The 21,918-nt window shown below is 43.7% G+C and carries 21 protein-coding genes (1 of these 21 running past the window's edge); 16 read left to right on the forward strand and 5 right to left on the reverse strand.

The genetic code is table 11. The features are described from left to right. Window positions 1-9: 9 nt before the first annotated feature. The 3 genes from EHS13_RS07340 to EHS13_RS07350 all read right to left on the reverse strand — a co-directional run bounded on the left by EHS13_RS07340 (window position 10) and on the right by EHS13_RS07350 (window position 1,543). On the reverse strand, window positions 10-234 hold the full coding sequence (locus tag EHS13_RS07340) for a hypothetical protein (protein ID WP_155699713.1): 225 nt from the start codon (window positions 232-234) through the stop codon (window positions 10-12). A 143-nt stretch (window positions 235-377) separates the two neighbouring features. Further along, window positions 378-1,184, reverse strand: coding sequence for an alpha/beta fold hydrolase (locus tag EHS13_RS07345; protein ID WP_155699714.1), 807 nt, complete (start codon window positions 1,182-1,184; stop codon window positions 378-380). 53 nt (window positions 1,185-1,237) lie between these two features. Beyond that, window positions 1,238-1,543: a hypothetical protein gene (locus tag EHS13_RS07350; RefSeq protein ID WP_155699715.1), complete on the reverse strand. Its 306-nt coding sequence runs from the start codon at window positions 1,541-1,543 to the stop codon at window positions 1,238-1,240. 189 nt (window positions 1,544-1,732) lie between these two features. Here EHS13_RS07350 and EHS13_RS07355 point away from each other — a divergent pair, with 189 nt between their 5' ends. From EHS13_RS07355 to EHS13_RS07365, 3 genes are all read left to right on the forward strand, one after another. After that, a complete protein-coding gene (locus EHS13_RS07355) occupies window positions 1,733-4,594 on the forward strand; it encodes a 2-oxoglutarate dehydrogenase E1 component (RefSeq protein WP_155699716.1) in 2,862 nt (953 codons plus the stop codon). 17 nt (window positions 4,595-4,611) lie between these two features. Then, window positions 4,612-5,886: a 2-oxoglutarate dehydrogenase complex dihydrolipoyllysine-residue succinyltransferase gene (gene odhB / locus EHS13_RS07360; protein ID WP_155699717.1), complete on the forward strand. Its 1,275-nt coding sequence runs from the start codon at window positions 4,612-4,614 to the stop codon at window positions 5,884-5,886. 190 nt (window positions 5,887-6,076) lie between these two features. Further along, window positions 6,077-7,099, forward strand: coding sequence for a zinc-dependent alcohol dehydrogenase (locus tag EHS13_RS07365; protein WP_155699718.1), 1,023 nt, complete (start codon window positions 6,077-6,079; stop codon window positions 7,097-7,099). Here EHS13_RS07365 and EHS13_RS07370 read toward each other — a convergent pair. Then, a complete protein-coding gene (locus EHS13_RS07370; RefSeq protein ID WP_155699719.1) occupies window positions 7,083-7,793 on the reverse strand; it encodes a FadR/GntR family transcriptional regulator in 711 nt (236 codons plus the stop codon). The genes EHS13_RS07365 and EHS13_RS07370 overlap by 17 nt on opposite strands. Window positions 7,794-7,918: 125 nt before the next feature. On the opposite strand from EHS13_RS07370, the gene EHS13_RS07375 reads away from it, so the two are divergent. From EHS13_RS07375 to EHS13_RS07415, 9 genes are all read left to right on the forward strand, one after another. Further along, entirely contained in the window at window positions 7,919-9,067 is a 1,149-nt protein-coding gene (locus tag EHS13_RS07375) for an extracellular solute-binding protein (protein ID WP_155699720.1), read from the forward strand. 2 nt (window positions 9,068-9,069) lie between these two features. Next, a complete protein-coding gene (locus tag EHS13_RS07380; RefSeq protein WP_155699721.1) occupies window positions 9,070-10,227 on the forward strand; it encodes a CaiB/BaiF CoA transferase family protein in 1,158 nt (385 codons plus the stop codon). A 15-nt stretch (window positions 10,228-10,242) separates the two neighbouring features. Then, window positions 10,243-11,409, forward strand: coding sequence for a CaiB/BaiF CoA transferase family protein (locus EHS13_RS07385; protein ID WP_155699722.1), 1,167 nt, complete (start codon window positions 10,243-10,245; stop codon window positions 11,407-11,409). A gap of 24 nt (window positions 11,410-11,433) precedes the next feature. Continuing rightward, the gene (locus EHS13_RS07390; RefSeq protein WP_155699723.1) at window positions 11,434-11,886 is read left to right on the forward strand and encodes a MaoC/PaaZ C-terminal domain-containing protein; all 453 of its coding nucleotides are present in this window, start codon (window positions 11,434-11,436) and stop codon (window positions 11,884-11,886) included. Further along, a complete protein-coding gene (locus EHS13_RS07395) occupies window positions 11,886-12,992 on the forward strand; it encodes a Gfo/Idh/MocA family protein (protein WP_227013828.1) in 1,107 nt (368 codons plus the stop codon). Before EHS13_RS07390 ends, EHS13_RS07395 begins: the two co-directional genes overlap by 1 nt. A 13-nt stretch (window positions 12,993-13,005) precedes the next feature. Next, window positions 13,006-13,536 carry a MaoC family dehydratase gene (locus tag EHS13_RS07400; protein ID WP_155699724.1) on the forward strand — a complete coding sequence of 177 codons (531 nt, stop codon included), beginning with the start codon at window positions 13,006-13,008 and terminating at the stop codon, window positions 13,534-13,536. Between the two features lie 3 nt (window positions 13,537-13,539). Continuing rightward, window positions 13,540-14,382, forward strand: coding sequence for an amidohydrolase family protein (locus tag EHS13_RS07405; RefSeq protein WP_155699725.1), 843 nt, complete (start codon window positions 13,540-13,542; stop codon window positions 14,380-14,382). A 6-nt stretch (window positions 14,383-14,388) separates the two neighbouring features. Continuing rightward, window positions 14,389-16,800 (forward strand): glycosyl hydrolase family 95 catalytic domain-containing protein, encoded by a 2,412-nt coding sequence (locus EHS13_RS07410; RefSeq protein WP_155699726.1) that lies wholly within the window; start codon window positions 14,389-14,391, stop codon window positions 16,798-16,800. Between the two features lie 137 nt (window positions 16,801-16,937). Continuing rightward, window positions 16,938-17,930 carry a GNAT family N-acetyltransferase gene (locus EHS13_RS07415; RefSeq protein ID WP_155699727.1) on the forward strand — a complete coding sequence of 331 codons (993 nt, stop codon included), beginning with the start codon at window positions 16,938-16,940 and terminating at the stop codon, window positions 17,928-17,930. Window positions 17,931-17,988: 58 nt separating this feature from the next. Here EHS13_RS07415 and EHS13_RS07420 read toward each other — a convergent pair whose 3' ends face one another. Further along, entirely contained in the window at window positions 17,989-18,678 is a 690-nt protein-coding gene (locus tag EHS13_RS07420; RefSeq protein ID WP_155699728.1) for a DUF7002 family protein, read from the reverse strand. 124 nt (window positions 18,679-18,802) lie between these two features. Here EHS13_RS07420 and EHS13_RS07425 point away from each other — a divergent pair, with 124 nt between their 5' ends. From EHS13_RS07425 to EHS13_RS07440, 4 genes are all read left to right on the forward strand, one after another. Continuing rightward, window positions 18,803-19,120, forward strand: coding sequence for an ArsR/SmtB family transcription factor (locus tag EHS13_RS07425; RefSeq protein ID WP_319633421.1), 318 nt, complete (start codon window positions 18,803-18,805; stop codon window positions 19,118-19,120). A 32-nt stretch (window positions 19,121-19,152) separates the two neighbouring features. Beyond that, entirely contained in the window at window positions 19,153-20,442 is a 1,290-nt protein-coding gene (locus EHS13_RS07430; protein ID WP_155699730.1) for an arsenic transporter, read from the forward strand. A 24-nt stretch (window positions 20,443-20,466) separates the two neighbouring features. After that, entirely contained in the window at window positions 20,467-20,889 is a 423-nt protein-coding gene (gene arsC / locus EHS13_RS07435; protein ID WP_155699731.1) for an arsenate reductase (thioredoxin), read from the forward strand. Between the two features lie 175 nt (window positions 20,890-21,064). Continuing rightward, window positions 21,065-21,918 carry the 5' portion of an alkaline phosphatase gene (locus EHS13_RS07440; RefSeq protein WP_155699732.1) on the forward strand. 418 nt of this gene lie beyond the right edge of the window, so only the first 854 of its 1,272 coding nucleotides appear in the window; its start codon is at window positions 21,065-21,067; the stop codon falls past the right edge of the window.

Consider the following 21,918-nt stretch of genomic DNA (forward strand, 5'->3'; position numbering starts at 1 on the left):
AACGGATGGTTACCGACTGTACAGCCAGCCAATAAACCAAGCGATTCCAAAAATGATAGGTGTTAATATCAGAATATAAAGCCCGTATTGCTTACTAAAAAAAGAGCCTTTTTGAAGATTTGGCGGAGCTCCATTAACGAATATCTTACGGTTTTTATGCATATAACTTCTTGTGAGCATCACAGCGGATATTAAAACTACGATAGCTGCAATGTAGCCTAAGATTATTAACACGGTTTTAGTCTCCTTTAATTGGGTTATGCTTATCATTCTCTTTAGTCCTTCAAATATATACAGAAATTTTCATAATAAAAGCCAGACCACTGGAACGAATCCAAGGTCTGGCTTTTTAATTTAATTAAAGATAGTCATTTAAATTAACTCTGTAAGAAACCAAGCAGCTCGGTATTGAATTTTTCTTGTTCATCGAATAAAACGCCATGTCCACTTTCTTCAAAACGGACAAGCTTCGAATCTACAATGTGCTTATGCATGATCTTAGTGAAATCGAAAGGACAAATCTTATCCAATACTCCATGAAAAATAGCGGTAGGTGTTAGGATTTTAGCTAGATCAACAGATAGATCCTCATCACGCAGTGATTCAAGCAGCTTGATTGTTCCGACACCGGACGCTTCAATTGCAAGCCCATTCAACCATTTACCTAACGGAGTGCTGAGTTTCTTGGCTAAGAAGTTTTTCTCGAACGCAGCAATCATTTTAGGACGATCCATGCTGGAAGCGGCCAGATTCTCATTAACTTTTTTCTTCTTAATTCCGTATGGATTGTAGGGCTGCTGGGTAAAGCTTGGGGCCGCAGCACCAATCAATACTAGCTTCGCCACTTTGTAGCTCGTATGGCGGACCATATAGCGGACCGAGATAGCCCCGCCAACTGAGAAACCAACAAGCGAGACTTCTTCTAGTCCAAGTGCATCGATAACTACTCGGATATCATCCGCCATTTGATCATAGGAGTAGCTTTCCCAAGGGGCATCGGACTTACCATACCCACGCAAATCAATACCAATGCAACGATAACCCTCTTTAGGCAATAAATTATATTGGTATTCAAACATTTTGTTGTTTAACGGCCAGCCGTGAATAAAGACAACAGGCTTGCCCTCGCCAATATCCTCTACATAAAGCTTAACATTCTTTTCAACTTCGATATAATGTCCCATATTTGTTCCTCCTTAGAGTTTTCTTTAGAAAACTGGCATCGTAAGCATACGTTTTATAGCATATCTTCAGTAACTTGCTCTTCTGCTGACCGATGAATGGAGCGCAAATAGAATGCCTCTGCTTCTTCGGGAGTTAAATTAATAAACTGCTGCTCAATTAATGTAAGTAAAATACCACCAGCATCTACGGGATCGAAATACCCTTCAGCATTCATTGCAGCAATTACGTATCCAATGGCTTGTTCCATTGTGACGCGATTTTTTAAGTAGTCGGCGAGCTCAGGGTGAGTTTGCTTAGATTGCTGCAGCCACGCTTCAAGCTCAGGACTAGGTTTTTTATTTAAATAAACCTCACTCATCTCAATCGCCTCCGATATGCTTCTACTACCTATATTAACCTGAACTCTCTATTTTGAATCAGTTTAGACGGCAATAGCCGTATGTGAGATTCGCTCATAGGCTTATATCTTCTGGAGTATGTTATAGTAAGCCGCGTTTTGGGTAATAGTTATTTATGCAAGGATTTATGAAAGAGTAGGGGTGAACCGATGGTTAATGAAGATTTAAAGGCTAATCCTTGGGCTGCTTATTTGGGACCGAATTTAGGGTATGTGCAGGAGCAATATGAACAGTATTTAATTAATCCCGAATCGGTAGAGCCTGCGTTTCGCAAGCTTTTTGAACAAGCGGGGGAGCCGCCAACCGAGTCAGAGCCTAAGCCTATTCCTGCGGAGACAGTAAATTCATCCGTGGATTTTAATATGCTTAAAAATGTAGTTGCGGCTAATAAGTTAATTTGGAATATACGAACTTATGGCCATCTTGCAGCGAATACGGACCCATTAGGTTTGAGAAATAAGTCGGATACTAGGAACCTTAATCCTGAAACCTATAAGCTTAATGAAGCTAATTTGTCAGTAATTCCAGCTAGCTTGATTTGGGAAAATGCTCCGAAAGAAATAACAACTGGCTGGGAAGCCATTCAAAAGCTGCTGCAAATCTACACCTCAGCATTCTCTTACGAATTTAGTCATGTTCATGATGAAGAAGAGCGTGAGTGGCTCAATCAACGGGTGGAATCTCCTCAATTGTCGGCTCCACTATCTACAGAAGCACGGATCGAGTTGCTTAAAAGACTGCTGCAGGTGGAGCAATTCGAGCATTTTTTACACCGCACCTATGTGGGTCAGAAAAGATTTTCGATTGAAGGTGTAGATATGCTTGTGCCCATTCTGGATGAAATGGTAAATCGGCTTATTCATGGTGGTGCTAGAGATGTTCTCATGGGCATGGCTCATCGGGGACGGCTTAACGTGCTGACACATGTTTTTGGCAAGCCCTATAGTGCGATATTCGCTGAATTCCATCATTCTCCCGACAAGGAGCTGATTCCATCTGAAGGTTCTGTAGGCATTAACCATGGGTGGACCGGAGATGTAAAATATCATTTGGGCGCTTATCGAGTTGTGCAAGAGGGAGAAACCGTGCAAGCCAAGCTAACTCTTGCGAATAATCCGAGCCATCTCGAATTCGTTAATCCTGTAGTAGAAGGCTTTACAAGAGCTGCGCAGGAGGATCGATCGAAACCAGGCTTCCCCATTCAGGATTTGGCCAAGGCTGTAGCTGTGCTCATTCATGGAGATGCAGCATTTCCAGGCGAAGGCGTTGTATCGGAAACATTGAATTACAACAATTTGGCAGGTTACCGCAGTGGTGGAACCTTACATATTATTACCAATAATCGACTCGGTTTTACGACGGATAGCATAGATGCCCGTTCTACTCATTATGCCAGTGATTTAGCCAAAGGCTTTGAAATTCCCATTGTGCACATCAATGCGGATGACCCCGAGGCGTGTATTGCTGCCGTTCAGCTTGCTACCGAATACCGGCTTCGCTTTCACAAGGATTTTCTGATTGATTTGGTGGGCTACCGTCGTTATGGCCACAATGAATCCGATGATCCTGATACAACCCAACCTCTTATGTACAGTAAAATTCATGCTCATCCAACAGTAAGTGCACTCTACGCAAAAAAGCTTACGAGCGAGGGGATTATTAAAAAAGGCCAGGCGGATGAAATGAAACAAGCGGTTTTACAGGAAATGGAAGGCGCTTATGAGCAGGTTAAAGTACTAAATAGTCAAGATAATGACAGCTCACCAGGCAAAGGCGGCGGCTTCAATAAGGAAACAGTCACTCAAACGGCAGTTCCTTTGGGGCAGTTAAAAGAAATCAACAATCATTTATTAGATGTTCCACAGGGGTTTCATATTTACCCTAAGCTGCAAAAAATCCTAGAGCGTCGTGCAAATGCACTTGAGGAAGACGGGAAAGTGGATTGGGCCCTAGCAGAAACATTGGCTTTCGCATCCATTCTGGCAGACGGAATCCCGATTCGGATGACAGGCCAGGATTCAGAGCGAGGCACATTTGCCCATCGCAATTTAGTGCTCCATGATCCGGCGACAGGGGAAAAATTCTGCCCCTTGCATGCCATACCAAGATCTTCTGCATCGTTTGCGATTTATAACAGCCCTTTATCGGAGGCAGCTGTACTAGGTTTTGAATATGGGTATAACGTATTTAGTCCAAATACGCTTGTCATCTGGGAAGCTCAATATGGTGACTTTGTAAACTGTGCCCAGGTTATAATTGATCAGTTTATTGCAGCAGGCCAGGCCAAATGGGCACAGAAATCTAGTTTAGTGCTACTGCTGCCTCATGGCTATGAAGGACAAGGACCCGAGCATTCCAGTGCAAGATTGGAACGATTCCTGCAATCCTCGGCCGAGGGCAATTGGACGGTTGCGAATTTAACAAGCTCTGCGCAATATTTTCATTTGCTTCGTTTGCAGGCAGCACTTACGGGGAGCGAGCAAGCTCGTCCATTGATTCTTATGGCGCCAAAAAGTTTGATTCGCAACCAGCAAGTTGCCTCGCCTGGAGCAGCACTAACAGAAGGCACCTTCGAGCCGATCTTGGAACAAAAGGGTTTAGGCGGACAGGTGGAGCTAGTGGAACGATTAGTTCTGTGTACAGGTAAAATTGCGATTGATTTAGAGGCAGCGGTAACGTTGAAAGACACTTACAGCTGGCTGCATGTGGTACGTGTGGAGCGACTATATCCATTGCCTGAAATCGAATTGCAGCAGATCATCGAGCGTTATCATAATCTCAAGGAGCTCGTATGGCTGCAGGAAGAGCCGCAGAATATGGGGGCGTGGACTTATATAGAGCCACGCATGCGCATGCTGGCAACGAACGGAATAACCGTACATTATATCGGTCGACCGGGAAGAGCAAGTACGGCGAGCGGTTATCAGAACATCCATAAATATGAGCAAGCCCAAATGATTGAGACTGCATTGAAGCCTACAAAAAAACAGCCTAACAAAACTCAAAAATAAAAGGAGGTCATAGCTGCATGGAAATTATAATACCTGAGCTTAGTGAATCCATAACAGAAGCAACGATTTCCGCTTGGATGAAAAAGGCGGGTGAAGCAGTGAAGATAGGCGATGTACTGCTTGAGCTGGAAACGGATAAAGTTAATTTAGAGATAAATGCGCAAGCGGATGGGATTCTAGAAAAAATACTTATTCAAGCAGGCGAAACGGTACATGTTGGTGACATTGTTGGGGCTATAATTGCGGGGGAAGCGCAGTTACCTGAGCAAGGTCAAACAGCTGCAAGCGAAAAGCCAGAAGTAGAAAAAGCTGAAAGCCAAGCTCCAATAAAAAGTGAATCTATCGAGAAGAGTGAAGCTGCGGTTCAAACGAAATCTGTAGGAACTCAAGCAGCGAAATCGGAACTGAATCTTGAAAAGGCATCTCCTTCTATGCGGAAGCTTGCGCGTGAAAATGGGACGGATTTAAGTAACGCGAATCAAAGTGCCGAAAGTTCTAAAGGTACAGAAAGTAATGAAAGTCCAACTGTGAGTAAAAGCATGAGCACACCTACGGAAACAGTGATTCCTGTTGTTGATGTCGATCCGACCAGACCTGTTGAACGACAACGCATGTCAAGACGGCGAATCACGATCGCTAAGCGATTAGTGGAAGCTCAGCGGACGGCCGCGATGCTAACTACTTTTAACGAGGTTGATATGACCGCAATTCTGGATATTCGTAAACGCCGCAAACATGCATTTTTAGAAAAACATGAGGTTGGTCTCGGCTTTATGTCGTTTTTTGTTAAGGCTGTAGTTGGCGCGCTTAAGGCTTTCCCAATGCTAAACGCGGAAATAGATAAAGAAGAGATTGTGCTGAAACAGTACTATGATATCGGGATAGCGGTTTCTGCCAAAGAAGGTCTTGTTGTGCCGGTAGTACGTGGGGTTGACCGATTGAATTTTGCCGAAATTGAAAGGCAAATCGGTGATCTTGCAGGTAAAGCTCGCGCAAACTCTCTTGCCCTTGCCGATTTGCAAGGTGGAACATTTACCATTACAAATGGTGGAGTGTTTGGCTCGTTATTCTCGACACCGATCTTAAACGCTCCGCAGGTAGGAATTCTTGGCATGCATACGATTCAAAAACGTCCAATCGCCGTAGATGACGTTAAAGTGGAAGTGCGACCTATGATGTATATCGCACTTTCTTACGACCATCGCATTGTCGATGGCAGTGAGGCAGTTCGCTTTTTGGTGACGGTGAAAGAATTGCTGGAGGATCCGGAATCATTGCTTTTAGAGGGGTAAGCATTAAGAAGGAAGACTGGAGGAAACTCTGGTCTTCTTTTTTTCGTCTAGCTAAGATTGTTCCCTTTTCTGAATAGGCTTGATCCATATTCTGAGTTTTATGATAAATAATCTTAAAAACCTTCGTTGGATTTCTCTTTTAGATCCTATATGCTATTAGTATTTACGTTAGCAAAGAGGAGCGAATGAAATGAAAGTAACTAGCGCATATATCAAAGCACCTTGGCAGTGTGAGCTAAGGACTCTAGAATTACCGGAGATTCCACCACATGGAGAAGTATTGATTCGCGTTGAAGCCTGCGGCATTTGTGGCTCGGACTTGTTTGCACTGGAGGAAAAAGCGAAGGATTGGCAAGCCTTTGGGCATGAGGTTGCAGGTGTAATTGAACAAGTAGGCTCAGGCTGCGAGCAATTAACTATAGGGCAAAAGGTTGTTTTAGAGACATCTGGGTTTTGTGGTCGTTGTGAGCTTTGTCGGAATGGGAGGGTGGAGCTTTGCCGAAAAGCACCTCATTTCTGGGGAGGAGCTGCGCTAGGCTTTAGTGATCATATGATTGTCCCGGCAGCCTGCGTGGTTCCTTATGAAGGCCTCTCACCTGAGTTGGCATGTTTGGCAGAGCCAGCTGGTGTATCAATGGATATGGTGCTAACCGCAGATATTAAGCTAGGATCCAAAGTTTGCATTATTGGACCAGGGCCAATTGGATTGATGGCAATCCCGCTTGCATTGCGCAGTGGAGCGATTGAAGTGGTTTGTATCGGTCGTTCGCATAATGAGAAACGGCTCGAAATTGCATCACAGCTTGGCGCCAATGTAGTCAAAGTAGATGGGTCTTTAAGCGAGAGAATAGAATTGCATGGAAAATTCGATCGTGTATTAACGACAGCACCTGTTCAAAAATTGCCAGAAGCGCTGCAGTTGTTGGATTTTGGTGGAATCATTTCTTATATTGGCTTTGGAGTAGGGGATACGACGGTTGCTTTTGATGCCAATGATTTTCATGTGCGCAAGCTGCAGCTGCGATCCAGTTATGCCAGTCCAGGCATCTATTTGCCACAGGCATTGGAATTCCTCAAAGCGGGAATCATTCCAGGTGACAAGATAATTTCTCATATTATGGAGCTAGAACAAATCGGTGAAGCCATAAATTTATACCAAAATGAGAAAGAAACCACATTGAAAATTGTTATTCGTCCTACGTTCTCCGAATGATATTATCATAAAAATGCTTGGAATTTTTGAAAAAAGCTTTTAAAGCTTCTTTGACAATTCTAAGATCGTTGGAATCAAATGATTTCAGCAAGGATGAACGCATTTCAACGCTATTCTCGATAGCACCAGGTACATTCAAGAGCTTAAGACTGGTTTCGCGTCGTAAATGAACGATGGTTTGCATGAGCTTAGCGTAAATACCATTGCGAGAAATATCCCCCATATAGAGGTCAAAGATATCCAATAAATCCAGAAATGCAGATGGATTATGAGTGTCTTTGGCTGCGCTTATCGCTAATAGAAGTTCGCGCAAATGTGCTTTTTCTTCCTCGGTAGCATGGGAGGCAGCTGTTAGATAAACTTCAGATTCGATGAGCTGGCGTGCGGCATATACTTCATCTAGGTTATGTAACTCACTATGGTACATCCAAATGATTGTTTCCGAAGCAAGAGGCATCATTTTCTCGTTTACAAAGCTGCCTTCTCCGGCCTTGATTGTAATAAGACCAACTAAAGATAAAGCGCGCAGAGCTTCTCGAACGCGTCCGCGAGTGACCTGGAATTTCTCTGCCAGGTCTCTTTCGTTTGGCAGCTGCTCGCCAGGAGGAAGCTGGCCGGAGGTAATCAAGCCGCCAATTTGCTCCATGATCTGCTCGGTTACTGTGATTTTTTTGACTGCTTTTAATTCCAACATTCCCTAGCCCCCGTTAATAATCTTGTTGAGCCTACTATACATAAAATCGTTGAAATGCACAATCACATGTGATATGGTTGATTTACGGTACTCTGGTACTACCACAAAAGGGGCGTCAAATAGACATGATAAAAAAGCTTCGTGGCATCACATGGAATCACACAAGGGGTTATGTTTCAGTAGTAGCCACCTCTCAGCGTTATATGGAACTGCACCAAGACGTAGAAATTACTTGGGACAAAAGATCCTTGCAGCATTTTGCAGATTACCCGATTCAAGAACTCGCAGAGAAATACGATTTGTTGATTATTGATCATCCTTGGGCGGGCTTTGCCGCTGATAAGAATATTCTGGTACCTCTCGAACAGAAATTACCGCAAGCATTTATGGAAAATCAGGCAGCGAATTCGGTCGGACAATCCCATATGAGCTATAACTTCGCTGGGCTTCAAACGGCATTAGCCATAGATGCGGCAACACCAATCGCTACCTACCGACCAGATTTATTTGCTAAAGCAGACGTGGCAATACCTGAAACATGGGAGGATTTGCTCTCACTTGCGAAGCAAAAGAAAGTCGCATTTGCTGGCATTCCGATTGATACTTTGATGCAATTTTATATGCTTTGCGTAACGCAGGGAGAAGAGCCTTTTGGAAATAGCGAAAACTTCATCAGCTTTGAAATGGGGCAAAAAGTGTTGGAGCAGCTTCGTGAATTAACCAGCTTTTGCACGGAAGAAATGTTGGATTGGAATCCGATTAAAGTTTATGAAGCCATGTCGACTCGTGAGGATATTTATTATTGTCCGTTTGCCTACGGGTATTCCAACTACTCAAGACGGGGCTATGCGAAAAATTTGCTGCTTTCAACGGATATGGTATCTATTGGTGAGTATGGCAAGCTGCAATCTACTTTAGGCGGAACCGGGTTAGCGATTTCTACCCACTGTGATCAACTGGATACAGCATTGGACTATGCCATGTTCACTACAAGTTCAGACATTCAAAAAACGCTTTACTATGAAAGTGGCGGACAGCCCGGACATCGCGAGGCCTGGTTGGATGAGGAAGTAAACCGACAAACGAGCAATTATTATAGTAATACGCTGCCCGCACTGGACCGAGCGTATATGCGCCCGCGATATAGCGGCTACTTTCATTTTCAAGATCATGCAGGGGATATTGTGCGAGATTATATTCGGTATGGTGGCAGTGCTAAGGAAATTATTGCTAATTTGGATACGCTTTACCGCGAGTCCTTGAAGGAGAAATAGTCATGAATCCATTAGAAGGTCTTATCGTGCTCGATTTCAGCCAATTTCTTTCGGGTCCATCCGCTGCGCTGCGGCTTGCTGATCTAGGGGCGCGAGTGATCAAGATTGAACGGCCCGATACAGGCGATTCCTGTCGCCAGCTATCTTTGCATAACTTAATATCCGACGGGGATAGTGTTTTATTTCATACGATTAATCGCAATAAGGAAAGCTATGCAGCTAACCTCAAGGACCTTGCAGATCTTACCAAAGTTATTAAATTGATCGAACAAGCGGATGTGATGATTGAGAATTTTCGACCGGGGACGATGGATAAGCTTGGTTTGGGCTATGAGCAGGTTAAGCAGATCAATCCGAAAATCGTTTACGGCAGCATCTCTGGATATGGGAAAGAAGGGCCGTGGAAGAATAAGCCCGGTCAGGATTTATTGGTTCAGTCTTTATCTGGGCTGGCTTATCTCAATGGAAATGCGGATCAGCCACCAGTACCTTTTGCATTAGCAGCTGCAGATATGTTTACGGGCGCACATTTGGTGCAAGGAATTCTTGCCTGTCTAGTACGTCGCGGACGCACAGGTATTGGCGGATTGGTTGAAGTAAGCTTGCTGGAATCTTTATTGGATTTCCAATTTGAAGTCTTAACCACTTATCTGAATGATGGTGGGCAAGCTCCTGAAAGAAGCTCGATCAATAACGCCCATGCCTATCTAGGTGCACCTTATGGAATATACGAAACCCAAGATGGTTATCTCGCACTTGCTATGGGATCTGTCATCCGATTAGGCGAATTATTGAGCTGCCCAGCTTTAGCGGCTTATGGCGATCCAAAATCCTGGTTTCTAGAGCGTGATGCGATCAAACGGTTATTAGTGGAGCATCTTCAAACGCAAACTACACAACATTGGCTAAATGTACTGGAGCCAGCAGACTATTGGTGCGCCGATGTATTCACTTGGGAGAAGCTATTAGCTCATGAAGGTTTTCAAGCTTTAGAGATGGTGCATGAAATAACAAGACCGGGAAGCGAGAGCTTGCTGACAACACGTTGTCCACTACGAATCAACGGAATTAGACCCCATTCCACTAAATGGGCACCAAGTCTTGGCGAAAATAATGCGGAACTCGAGCAGGAATTTAAGTTGGTTAAAGTTAATGGATAGAGGAGAACACGCATCATGACCGAAATAAATTCACTTAAACCTCTTGAAGATTTGCTAGTACTGGATTTTAGCCAGTTTCTCTCTGGACCCTCAGCTAGTCTGCGTTTAGCCGATATGGGTGCAAGAGTCATTAAGATTGAAAGAAGCGGAACTGGCGATATTTGTCGGACTTTATATATATCTAATCAAGAGCTGGATGGGGACAGCACTCTTTTCCATTCGATAAATCGAAATAAAGAAAGCTTCGCTGTGGACTTGAAGAATCCCGAGGAGCTCGAGCTCATTAAGAAGCTGATCCGTAAAGCGGATGTGATGATGGGGAATTTTCGACCGGGTGTAATGGAGCGTTTAGGTTTGGACTATGAGCAGGTTAAAATCATCAACCCTCAGATCATATATGGTGAAATTAGCGGTTATGGAGATGAAGGGCCTTGGCGAGACAAGCCTGGGCAGGATTTACTGGTGCAATCCTTTTCAGGATTGGCATGGCTTAATGGCGATGCGGATCAGCCGCCGATGCCTTTTGGATTAGCAGTTGCGGACATGATGGCAGGAGCACAGCTTGCTCAAGGCATACTTGCTTGCTTGGTCCGCAGAGGAATCACCGGAGAAGGGGCTTTAGTGCAAGCCAGCTTATTAGAAGCAACGCTGGATTTTCAATTCGAGGTGCTGAGCACGTATTTAAATGATGGCAAACAGCTTCCCGAACGCAGCAGTGTCCATAATGCCCATGCCTATTTAGGCGCTCCGTACGGGATTTATCAGACACAAAATGGTTACCTTGCTCTAGCAATGGGCTCTGTAATAAAGCTCGGGGAGTTGCTGGCTTGCCCAGAGCTAACCACGTATACAGATTCGAAAGAGTGGTCCACCAAACGTGATGAGATCAAACAAATCCTTGTGGAGCATTTGCAAACAGCGACGACTGAACAATGGCTATCAGCTCTCGAGCCTGCCGATTATTGGTGCGCCGATGTTTTAACTTGGAGCCGATTGATGGGGCATGAGGGCTTCACTACATTACAAATGACACAACAAGTAACCCGCAGCAATGGAGCCAGCTTAATGACAACACGTTGCCCGATTCGCATGGATGGCCAGCTTTTTACCTCAACAAAAGGCTCGCCGCGAATCGGTGAGCATAATGCAGCCATTTTAGAAGAAATTGTGGGCTTAGGTTAAAAGTTAGAGCTGGAGGTTAATGCGATGATACAATCGATATATTATGAGGATTATGAGACAGGTAAGGTTCGTTTAACGCTTGGCCGCACAATCACCGAAACGGATATTGTGATGCACGCGGGCCAAACAGGGGATTTTTTTCCGCATCATATGGATGCTGAATGGTGTAAAACGCAGGATTTTGGCCAACGTATTGCACATGGGACTTTGATATTCAGTGTTGGGATTGGCATGACCGCCGGGGTAATGAATCCCGAGGCATTCTCTTACGGCTATGACCGGCTTCGCTTCGTGAAGCCCGTGTTTATCGGAGATACGATTCGTGTTCGTGTGACCATTGCCGATAAACAGGAATACCCTAAGAATCCATCCCTTGGATTGGTTACGGAGCAGGTGGAAGTGATTAATCAACTGGATCAAGTCGTGTTGGCATGTGCTCACTTGTTATTAGTCAAGAAAAAGCAGGAGGATAGTTAATGACTATGGAAATCAAGCCTAGTGTTAAGCTGGATTTGGATTATAAGCCTAAGGTTCCTAAGAATAAGCATGTAGGCATCGGCATTGTCGGAGCTGGGGCTATTGTGCAAGCCTGTCATTTGCCTGCTTATCGAATGGGCAAGCTTCGTGTGGTTGGAATATATGATATTGATCGGAGCCAAGCTGAAAAAGCGGCAAAAGAATTCAAGCTCGATCACGTTTTCTCTACATTAGCCGAGCTTTTGGATCATCCTGAAATCGCGATAGTGGATATTGCCGTTCCAAGCAAATTCCAACCCGAAATTGTTGAGCGTGCAGCGGCCAAAGGCAAGCATGTGCTTTGTCAAAAACCGCTAGGGGAAACCTACGCGGATGCGCTAAGAATTGTCAAAGCCTGCGAAGCTGCTGGAGTAAAGGGAGCTGTAAATCAACAATTGCGTTGGGCACCTGGTATTCGAGCGAGTCGCACGATCATGCAAAGAGGCTGGCTTGGCGAGATTACTCAAGCTTCGATTCAAGTAAACGTCAATACGGATTGGGCGCAATGGCCATGGATAACTTTAATTGATCATCCAGAGCTTATGTACCACAGTATTCATTATATCGATGCCATTCGTTCCTTGCTGGGTACTCCCGAGTATGTTTACGCGGATAGTGCGCAATTTCCTGGCCAAGTGTGCAAAGGAGATATGCGAACCCTTATTCATCTGAAATTCCCTGGAAACGCGCTAAGAGGCTTTATTCAGGATAATCATAATCACATTGCTGGACAGGAAGATTGGTCGGCTACCTATCGGTTTGAAGGGACTAAAGGGATTATTAAGGGCACAAATGGAGCCTTATACAATTATCCGGTTGGCCGGGAAGACACTTTAAGTTTTTTCTCAAAAGAATTTGACCCTGAAATTTGGTTTAATCCGCAGCTGGAAGGCCGTTGGTTTCCAGATGCTTTCCTCGGTACCATGGGCGAATTGATGATTGCCTTGGAAGAAGGCTGCGAGCCCGAGCATAGTGTTCAGGATAATCTATTCACCCTGCAAACTTTGTTTGCTGCCATTCGCTCGATCGAAGAAAACCGACCTGTTTGGCTTACAGAAATCCAATAAAGGAGCTGCTGAAATGACTAATGAACAAGCAAAGATCACCCGTCCGCACCAAGAGCTGCCGCTTTTTAACACAGAGGATTGGATGTATGAGGAATTTGAGGTTGGCCAGAAAATCCGGTCCATGCGCCGCACTTTATCTGAGGGAGAGAGCATGCAGTTTAACGCATTGGTAATGGATATGCATCCCTATGTGGCAGACGAAATTTTTGCCAAAGAAGAGGGAGTTTTTGGCCGCAGATTAGTTGCTGGAGCGTTTGTGTTTAGTGTAGGCCTAGGTTTAATGGCTCACAATAATATACATACTTTTAGCTATGGCTATGATCGGCTGCGTTTTATCAAGCCCGTGTTTATCGGCGATACGATTTATACCGTGCGCACCCAGATGGAAAAGCGACCGAAGTATAAAGAAATGGGTTTAGTCAAAGTCAGCTATGAGGTTTATAAAAATGACGGCGAGCTCGCATTGTATTGTGAGCACCTGCAGACAGTGAAGTATCGCAATCCGGAGCAATGGCAAGATCAAATCGAGAAAAAAGGTGATTAAATCATGAGAATAGATGCGCATCAGCACTTCTGGAATTTAGAAAAGGTAGCGTACCCTTGGTTGGTTCCAGCGTATGGTCCCATTTACCGCACGATTGAGGCAGCGGAGCTGGAACCGTTACTCCAAGCAAACGGCATTGATAAAACAGTGATTGTTCAAGCGATGGGCTCTTACGAGGACACCGATTATATGCTGGAGACAGCGGCTCAATATGATTGGGTAGCCGGTGTAGTTGGCTGGGTGCCGTTGAATAAACCAGAGGAAGCTGCAATAAAGCTAGAACAATATACACAGAACCCCCTTTTCAAAGGGGTTCGCCATTTGATCCACGAGGAAAAAGACCCAAACTGGGTGATTCAAGATGAGGTCATAGCAGGTTTGAAGCAGTTAGCCTCATTGGGCTTAACCTTTGATGTCGTGGCTGTTTTGCCTGAGCATTTACAGCATGTAGCCACTCTAGCAGAGAAAATTCCGAATTTAAAAATAGTAATTGATCACTTAGCTAAGCCGCCAATCAAAGATAAAGCCATGGAGCCTTGGGCGAGTTTGCTTAAGGAAGCGGCTGCTTATCCAAACGTATATGCTAAATTATCAGGACTGAATACGGCTGCTGATTGGGATAGCTGGTCGGCTGACGACATTAAACCTTATATCGACTATGCGTTTGAAGTTTTTGGTGCAGATAGACTGATGTTCGGCAGTGACTGGCCGGTAGCGAATTTAGCTGGCGATTACACAAAGGTTTGGGTAGAGACGAACAAAGCACTTGAAGGACGTTCACTAGCAGAAATAGATGCTGTATTAGGTGGAACTGCGATAGCATTTTATGGGTTAGGAAAGGGCTGAGCCAGCATGAATTCACTAGAACAAGCAGCAAAACATCCGCTAATATTTTCTAAGCCTGCACCGAATTTTTTTGAAGGCGGGCTGTTAGGCAACGGTGGTTTAGGGGTAGTTGTAACGACTCGACCCGATGGGATCGTGCTTTATTTTGGACATAATAATGTCTGGGATATTCGTGTTTCAGAGCAGAATAAAGCCAAGATCGGCACATTCCAAGAAATTTTCGATAAGATTAAGGACATACCTGAAACCTACGATACCTTATATGAGGACTCTTGGTATAACGAATATATTCATATGGCACGAGAGGATTATGTGAATTACGATTGTCCGCGACCGATGCCCTGCGGCTCTTTGCTGCTGGCTTTTGATCGACGGAAGGTTGAAGTTTTAGGACATCGGATTGATATCGCAACGGGGTTATGTGAGGTTTATTTTCTATATGAAAATAAGAAGGTAAGCTTGCAAATTTTTGTGGAATCAGAGAAAGATGCAGTTTGGTTACGGACACTCAATGAACTAGGTGAAGCGATTGCTTTTCCATTTGATCGTGTGCGACTATTTCCAGACCCTGAGACACCGCAAGATATTCCAGCTTATGAGCCTTATACAAATTATGAGGATGGTTCTCTTTCATTTCGTCAGGTGCTTCCCTATGAGCTTTTTCCTAAAAATAAAGCTTTAGGTCATTCGAAAGATAAGGCTTTTCGACTTACGGTGAAAACGAACGCCGCGATGTTTCGTAAGGATGTAACTGTCCCAGTAATGAAGCAGCAGGTGCAGGATCGTTATTATCCCTTGGAGGCAAAGCTGGTTTCGACCGATGCATTTGTTGCTTATGTTCAATTGGATGAAGGTTTAGCTTCAGGAATTCCATGTGAGGCGGCTGAGTTGCTAGTACTGAATAATCAGGCTTTTGAAGCGGCAGCAGCTGAGGTTTCTGCAAATTGGAGAGCTTACTGGGAGCGTTCTGGAGTTCAGCTAGAGGATACTTATTTAGAACAAATATGGTATTGGAACTTATATTTTTATAATTGTGCGATTAAGCCTGGCGTTACTTGTCCGGGATTATATGGAAACTGGAGCTTTGGCAAAATAGGCTCGATGTGGCACGGCGATTACCATCTGAACTATAATACGCAGCAGCCTTTTTGGTTGGCCTTTTCTAGCAATCATGTTGATAAGCATCTCCCCTATGTCGATTTAGTTGACCACATGCTGCCGATTAGCAAGCAATGGGCCGAGGAATATTACGGATTGCGCGGCGCTTATTTTCCGCATTCTGCTTATCCGACGGAAATGACGACAATGCCTTGGCCTGTACCGGAATGGGGCTGGGAAATTTGTGAGACACCTTGGACAGTGCAAAGCTTATGGTGGCATTATATCTATACAATGGATCAGCAATTTCTCGAGCAGCGAGCTTTTGAACCGATTAAGCAAGCAGTCTTATTTCTCGTGGATTATATGAAAAGACCTGAAGCTCACGGGGGGCAGTGGGGTGATGATAAATACCATGTGTTTCCAACCGTAGTACCGGAACTATATGAGCTTACACCTGGATTCAAAATGAACTATGACTGCTTGCTTGATTTAACGTTGATAAAGTTCATTTTTAAAGCGTTTGTTCAGGCATGCAGCGTTTTACAAAAGGTTGAGGTTGAAAGTGAATTGTTATATGAAGTGGCGGAAGTATTAGAGCATTTCCCAGCATATCCGACAGCGGAATCGCAAATAGGTTCGGTATTCATCTCCGTTCCTGGTGAAAGCCCAGAGACCATTTATAATGTACCCAATTCGGTTGCGACGATTTTTCCAGGGGAAGACCATGGAATCCATTCGAGCCCAGAGGAGTTCGCAATCGCAGCTAATTCCTTTCATAACCATCGCAATGAAGGCGGTAATGATCTCGTCTTCCATAACATGGCGGGAGCTCGGCTTGGCTTACTGGATTTAGAACGCTTTAAGCGCCAAATTGAATATTGCATGCTGCCTAACGGTACTTGCGCGGATCGAATCTTGTTGTCAGGTGGACGATATGGAGATCAAATGCAATTTGATTGGATGAACACAATGGGAATCTGGTTCGAGAATTTCTCGCTGCCAGCTGTTATTAATGAATGTTTAATGCAAAGCTATAATGGTGTCATTCGGTTGTTTCCTAACTGGACAGAGCAGTATGCAGCTGAGTTTACAACGCTTCTGGCAGTAGGCGGCTTTCTAGTCAGTGCGAGAATCGAACAAGGTGAAGTGCAGTGGTTAGAGCTCGAAAGCTTATCTGGTGCAGTATGCAAGCTTTACCTTCCGTGGGATTCGGGAGCTAAATTGGTTGCTGGCAATGGAGAAGAGAAGTTTCTTTCAGGTAAAGAGGTAGAGTGGAATACAGCAGCAGGTGATAAGTTCCGCTTAACCCGGGGTTAAGGGGAGCAAAGGTTGTATCCTCATCTAAAAAGCTTCGATCAGAATCTATTTCTATATCCAAAGTTTCCCATGAATTGAACTACTAGGTATGAGATACTATCTACGAGAGTTTACATGTGTAGGGTGGAGGTAGAAAAGTGCCAAATTATGTTATTAGAAAATTACGGCAGCCGGATGATTTTGAAGCAGTTTCTTTGCTGGTGAATATGATCTGGTCAGAGCCAACAACGGCTGAACAGCTGAAGGAAGTCGAAGACAAAATCCCTCCAGGCGTGCTGAATTACAATGAAGATGGCGCACTGATAGGATGGGATCGTCCACAATGGGTCGCGGAAGATGAGCATGGACAGGTCGTTGCCTACGCGATTGCTTGGAGAGCGTCATGGACAGAGACCGGAGCATTGAACCATACCATTGTCGTTAACCCAGAAATCCGTGGAAACGGAGTCGGGAGAGCCTTATACGCGGAGCTTCATCAATGGGCTGTAGATGTCAAAGCCTCGTGTCTGATCGACTCCATTAGGGAAACTGATGTGCGGTCAGTAGCTTTTGCTGGGCGTCGAGGTTATGTAAAGGAACGCCACATATTCGAATCTGTCTTGGACTTGGAATCTTTTGATGGTGGTGAACTATATAATTCAATTAACGAGGCAAAACAAGCCGGAATCCGTTTCGTCACAATGGCGGAGGAACCAGGGGAAGCGAGTGAGAGAAAGCTGTATGAGCTGTATAAAACTACGCATCCCGACATTCCGGGATATTCCGGCACCTTTCCCTGGTTTGAAGAGTGGAAGAAATGGAGCATTGAGCAACACGGTGTACGCCCGGAATTGATCCATATCGCCAAGGACGGCGATCGCTACATCGGCGTTGTCACGTTGCAGCAGAACGATCAAACAGAGGCGATGTATCATGAATATACCGGCGTGCTTCTTGAATACCGCGGACGACATATTGCGTTAGCATTAAAAATGCTCGGTGTGCAAACGGCCCGCGCGTGCGGAGTCCCGTATTTGAGAACAAACAATGATTCAATGAATGTCCCCATGCTGCGAATAAATCGTGATCTGATCGGATTTCGAGCGGAACCTGGAAATTATAAGATGGTGCGTAATCTCAGATTAGAGTAAAGTGAGAATATGAAATGAAGTAGCAAGCCCAGTCTGCATTTGAAGTGCTGACGGGGCTTTAGTTATTTGCGGATTCATGAGGTTCCCAGAATGCTTTCCAGCGTTCTGGAACATCTTTTTCGTGCTCGCAATAAACTGCCTGCAGGTATTGGGTTAAATTAGTTAATTGATCACTCGCAAGCACCTCTTTAATTTCTGAGGGCTTAGTTGGTATTAAGCTATCGTCAATGATCCCAAAAGCCTCCAAGGGTAAAAACATCTTGGGGCTTTTTTTATAGGAGCAGTTATTGGGGTATCTGGGCGAGCTGCCTGAGTCATATTTAGATAGTTTTATGGAGTTAAAGTTATTGAGCAGCAAAGAGCTAGCGTCAAATTTCAGAATGACGAAGCTTTCCTCCGGTTCTCTCCTTGAGTAAGTATTAATCATCGCTTGAACATCCCGCAGAGTTGGCCATAAGAAAACATGCTGATCCAAATACTCGCGAAATTCCAGTTGAGTGGTGCTTGAATCTATAAGGGAATTTGCAATTCGCAAATGAGCATTTATTGTGAATAAATGACCATTTAATTCAATCACTCTGCGGTCCGTTCGACGTTGCACAGATGACATAGGATCAATCCGATTAGCCGAGTATAAGGTATCAAGAGTCGAAATGCCCTTTAAATTACGAGCTCTTGTGAAATGATATAGTGATTTTCGTCCAGCACTTTTAGTTATTTGGTTGATGATAAATTCAGATTGATCCACGTGAAGTCTCCTCCTAGTTACCTTAAAACCATTATAATGTTATTTTGAGCATTTACAATCTTTCTACTATACAAACATAAGCAGTTGATTATATAATTATGTGGTTATGAAAGGAGGGTTATTATTGGAAACCATTGATCAGATTTCAGAAATGTATAAATTACTAGCTGATAAAACAAGGCTCACTATTATGGCCTTGCTAAGGGAGAAGGAATTATGCGTCTGCGATATTGTCGACATCATGGAAATGACACAGCCCAATGTTAGTCAGCATTTACGCAAGCTCAAAAGTGGCGGGATGGTCAATGAACAAAAACGCGGACAATGGGTGTACTACTCGATTAATTTAGAAAAACCCAATGTGTTAGCTTCGTTGCAGCAGGTCCCATCCCAAAAACATTTAGTGGATCAAATGCTGAAAAATAAAATTATTGAATGTTAACTTAATTTTAATGAAATGAGCTGGGGGAAAGTATGGTTTACACGGCAATTTTAATCTTCTTTGTTACAATCGTCTTTGTTATTTGGCAGCCCAAAGGTTTAAGCATCGGATGGTCAGCAACAGGTGGAGCTATTCTTGCATTAGCTTTCGGAGTAGTATCATTTGCGGATATCGGCACAGTTACGGATATAGTTTGGAATGCAACGTTAACTTTCATTGCTCTTATTCTTATCTCCATTATTCTGGATGAAATTGGTTTCTTTGAATGGTCGGCCTTACATATGGCCCGGCTAGCTGGTGGGAACGGAAAAAGACTGTTTATATTTTCTATTTTGCTAGGAGCGGGTGTGTCGGCACTTTTCGCTAATGATGGTGCTGCGCTTATTCTCACGCCAATTGTTTTAGCCCAGGTACGAGCTTTAAAGCTCTCTGATAAAATGATTCTTCCGTTTATTATGGCAAGCGGATTTATTGCGGACACAACCTCGATACCTTTTGTGATCAGCAATTTAGTAAATATTGTCTCAGCAGATTATTTTGATATTGGCTTTATTGAGTACGCCGTTAAGATGATTGTCCCCAATCTGTTCTCACTCCTAGCAAGTATTACGGTTCTGTATCTCTTTTTTAGAAAGGATATTCCCGAAAATTATGATTCGAAAATGTTGAAAAAGCCTCATGAAGCGATAAAGCATCAGGGATTGTTCAAGCTATCTTGGTTTATTCTAATTACTCTGCTGCTGGGGTATGCGCTTAGTGAATTACTTGTTATACCTGTGAGTGCAATCGCCGGTTTTGCTGCTATTTTCTTTGTTATTGCTGCAGCCCTAAGTAAAGCCATTCATACCAAAAAAGTAATTAAGGATGCGCCTTGGACTGTTGTCGTTTTCTCAATCGGCATGTATCTAGTCGTTTATGGCTTGAAAAATGCCGGCTTAACCGATGCTTTGGGTGATATTATTGAATCATTTGCTAAACACGGCTTGCTGGCGGCAACAATGGGAATGGGCTTTTTAGCAGCCTTCCTATCTTCAATAATGAATAATATGCCGACTGTTTTAATTGATTCTTTAGCAATAAAAGGAACATCCAGCTCGGGTATCATCCGTGAAGGTTTAATCTATGCCAATATAATCGGAAGCGATCTAGGTCCCAAAATTACACCGATCGGATCATTGGCTACATTACTCTGGCTGCATGTGCTTTCCAAAAAAGGCGTGCGTATTACTTGGGGCTATTATTTAAAAGTAGGTGTAATCTTAACGATCCCAACCTTGTTCATTACGCTTTTGGGCTTATATTTATGGCTTTTATTATTCTAAACTTAGATAAGGAGATTGAACAAAATGGAAAAGAAATTGGTTTATTTTTTATGTACGGGTAATTCTTGCAGGAGTCAAATGGCAGATGGTTTTCTGAATGAGCTGGGTTCGGAGCAATATGAAGTGAAAAGTGCAGGACTTGAAGCACATGGTCTAAATCCGCGAGCTGTAAAAGTCATGCAGGAAGCTGGATTGGATATTAGTCAAAATTCTTCTAAAACCATTGACCCCGAGCTGCTAAATAAAGCCACCTATGTCATTACACTTTGTGGCCATGCAGATGAGCATTGTCCGGTTATTTCCAATAAAAATGTGATTAAATGGCATTGGGGATTTGATGATCCAGCTAAAGCAACAGGGACTGAAGAAGAAATTATGGACAAATTTCGCGAAGTGCGTGATAGTATTAAAGCTCGTATTCAGGTTTTCGTAAACGAAGGAATGTAAATCAAATTCTAAAATAGAAAGAAGCCGAGGTCATGTGATCTCGGTTTCTTTGTGTACCACTGAGACCATTTTCAGCGATTTCATATTTACAGTTTATTCATATCAAAAAAACATTCGCTTAATAATCGTTATTTATAATGTAAGAGAGATAACAAATCTAGGAGGTAATTATGATATGAAGTTATTCAAAACAAAAGCATTGAAAAACACAATGATTGGCACAGCAGCAACAGCCCTGGTTATCACCACCCTGATATCCACACAAGTACCAACTCAAGCAGAAGCCGCTCCTCAACAAACTAAAAACGTAATTCTTTTTGTCGGCGATGGAATGGGACTGGCACATCGTGATGCTATTAGACTTGCAACTGTTGGCTTAACTGGGAAATTGGCCATGGAAGATATGCCTTATGCTGGTTTAATCCACACTAGCTCAACGATTAATGTAACGGATTCAGCTGCTGCCGCTACGGCATTTGCAAGTGGAGTAAAGACTTATAATGGCGCAATTGGAATGGATGCCAACAAAAAATCGGTGAAAACAATTATGGAATATGCAAAAGATGCTGGGAAAGCAACAGGTGTGGTTACTACGAGCCAAGTTACTGACGCTACAGGCGCTGCATTCGGTTCACATGTAGAAAACCGATCTGCTCAAAGCGAAATTGCTCTGCAATATTTGACTAAAAGCAAAATCGACGTTATCCTCGGTGGTGGTGAGGATTTCTGGTATCCAGCAGGCGATGCAGGAGCACTTAAGGATGAACCAGCTGAAGATCCAACTGAGAAAAGCAAAGGAACTCAAGGAAATCTAATAACTAAAGCCAAACAATATGGCTATAGCTATGTGAAGAGCAAAACGGAAATGATGAATGCTAAAGGCGGCAAGCTTCTCGGACTATTTGCAAATGAAGAAATGTTCCAGCAAAAACCAGAAGGTGAAGGGGATATTTATAACCCTATCGTTTCATTGCCTGATATGACGAAAAAAGCGATTGACGTGCTTTCCGCTAATAAAAAAGGATTTTT

This window comes from Paenibacillus psychroresistens, assembly GCF_009728935.1.
Lineage (GTDB): Bacteria > Bacillota > Bacilli > Paenibacillales > NBRC-103111 > Paenibacillus_AC > Paenibacillus_AC psychroresistens.

Excerpts from the sequence above, each read along its gene's own strand:
- EHS13_RS07345 (WP_155699714.1), bottom strand. The coding sequence starts at position 1,184 with ATGGGACATTATATCGAAGTTGAAAAGAATGTTAAGCTTTATGTAGAG.
- EHS13_RS07350 (WP_155699715.1), bottom strand. The coding sequence starts at position 1,543 with ATGAGTGAGGTTTATTTAAATAAAAAACCTAGTCCTGAGCTTGAAGCG.
- EHS13_RS07355 (WP_155699716.1), top strand. The coding sequence starts at position 1,733 with ATGGTTAATGAAGATTTAAAGGCTAATCCTTGGGCTGCTTATTTGGGA.
- odhB (WP_155699717.1), top strand. The coding sequence starts at position 4,612 with ATGGAAATTATAATACCTGAGCTTAGTGAATCCATAACAGAAGCAACG.
- EHS13_RS07365 (WP_155699718.1), top strand. The coding sequence starts at position 6,077 with ATGAAAGTAACTAGCGCATATATCAAAGCACCTTGGCAGTGTGAGCTA.
- EHS13_RS07370 (WP_155699719.1), bottom strand. The coding sequence starts at position 7,793 with ATGTTGGAATTAAAAGCAGTCAAAAAAATCACAGTAACCGAGCAGATC.
- EHS13_RS07375 (WP_155699720.1), top strand. The coding sequence starts at position 7,919 with ATGATAAAAAAGCTTCGTGGCATCACATGGAATCACACAAGGGGTTAT.
- EHS13_RS07380 (WP_155699721.1), top strand. The coding sequence starts at position 9,070 with ATGAATCCATTAGAAGGTCTTATCGTGCTCGATTTCAGCCAATTTCTT.
- EHS13_RS07385 (WP_155699722.1), top strand. The coding sequence starts at position 10,243 with ATGACCGAAATAAATTCACTTAAACCTCTTGAAGATTTGCTAGTACTG.
- EHS13_RS07390 (WP_155699723.1), top strand. The coding sequence starts at position 11,434 with ATGATACAATCGATATATTATGAGGATTATGAGACAGGTAAGGTTCGT.
- EHS13_RS07395 (WP_227013828.1), top strand. The coding sequence starts at position 11,886 with ATGACTATGGAAATCAAGCCTAGTGTTAAGCTGGATTTGGATTATAAG.
- EHS13_RS07400 (WP_155699724.1), top strand. The coding sequence starts at position 13,006 with ATGACTAATGAACAAGCAAAGATCACCCGTCCGCACCAAGAGCTGCCG.
- EHS13_RS07405 (WP_155699725.1), top strand. The coding sequence starts at position 13,540 with ATGAGAATAGATGCGCATCAGCACTTCTGGAATTTAGAAAAGGTAGCG.
- EHS13_RS07410 (WP_155699726.1), top strand. The coding sequence starts at position 14,389 with ATGAATTCACTAGAACAAGCAGCAAAACATCCGCTAATATTTTCTAAG.
- EHS13_RS07430 (WP_155699730.1), top strand. The coding sequence starts at position 19,153 with ATGGTTTACACGGCAATTTTAATCTTCTTTGTTACAATCGTCTTTGTT.
- arsC (WP_155699731.1), top strand. The coding sequence starts at position 20,467 with ATGGAAAAGAAATTGGTTTATTTTTTATGTACGGGTAATTCTTGCAGG.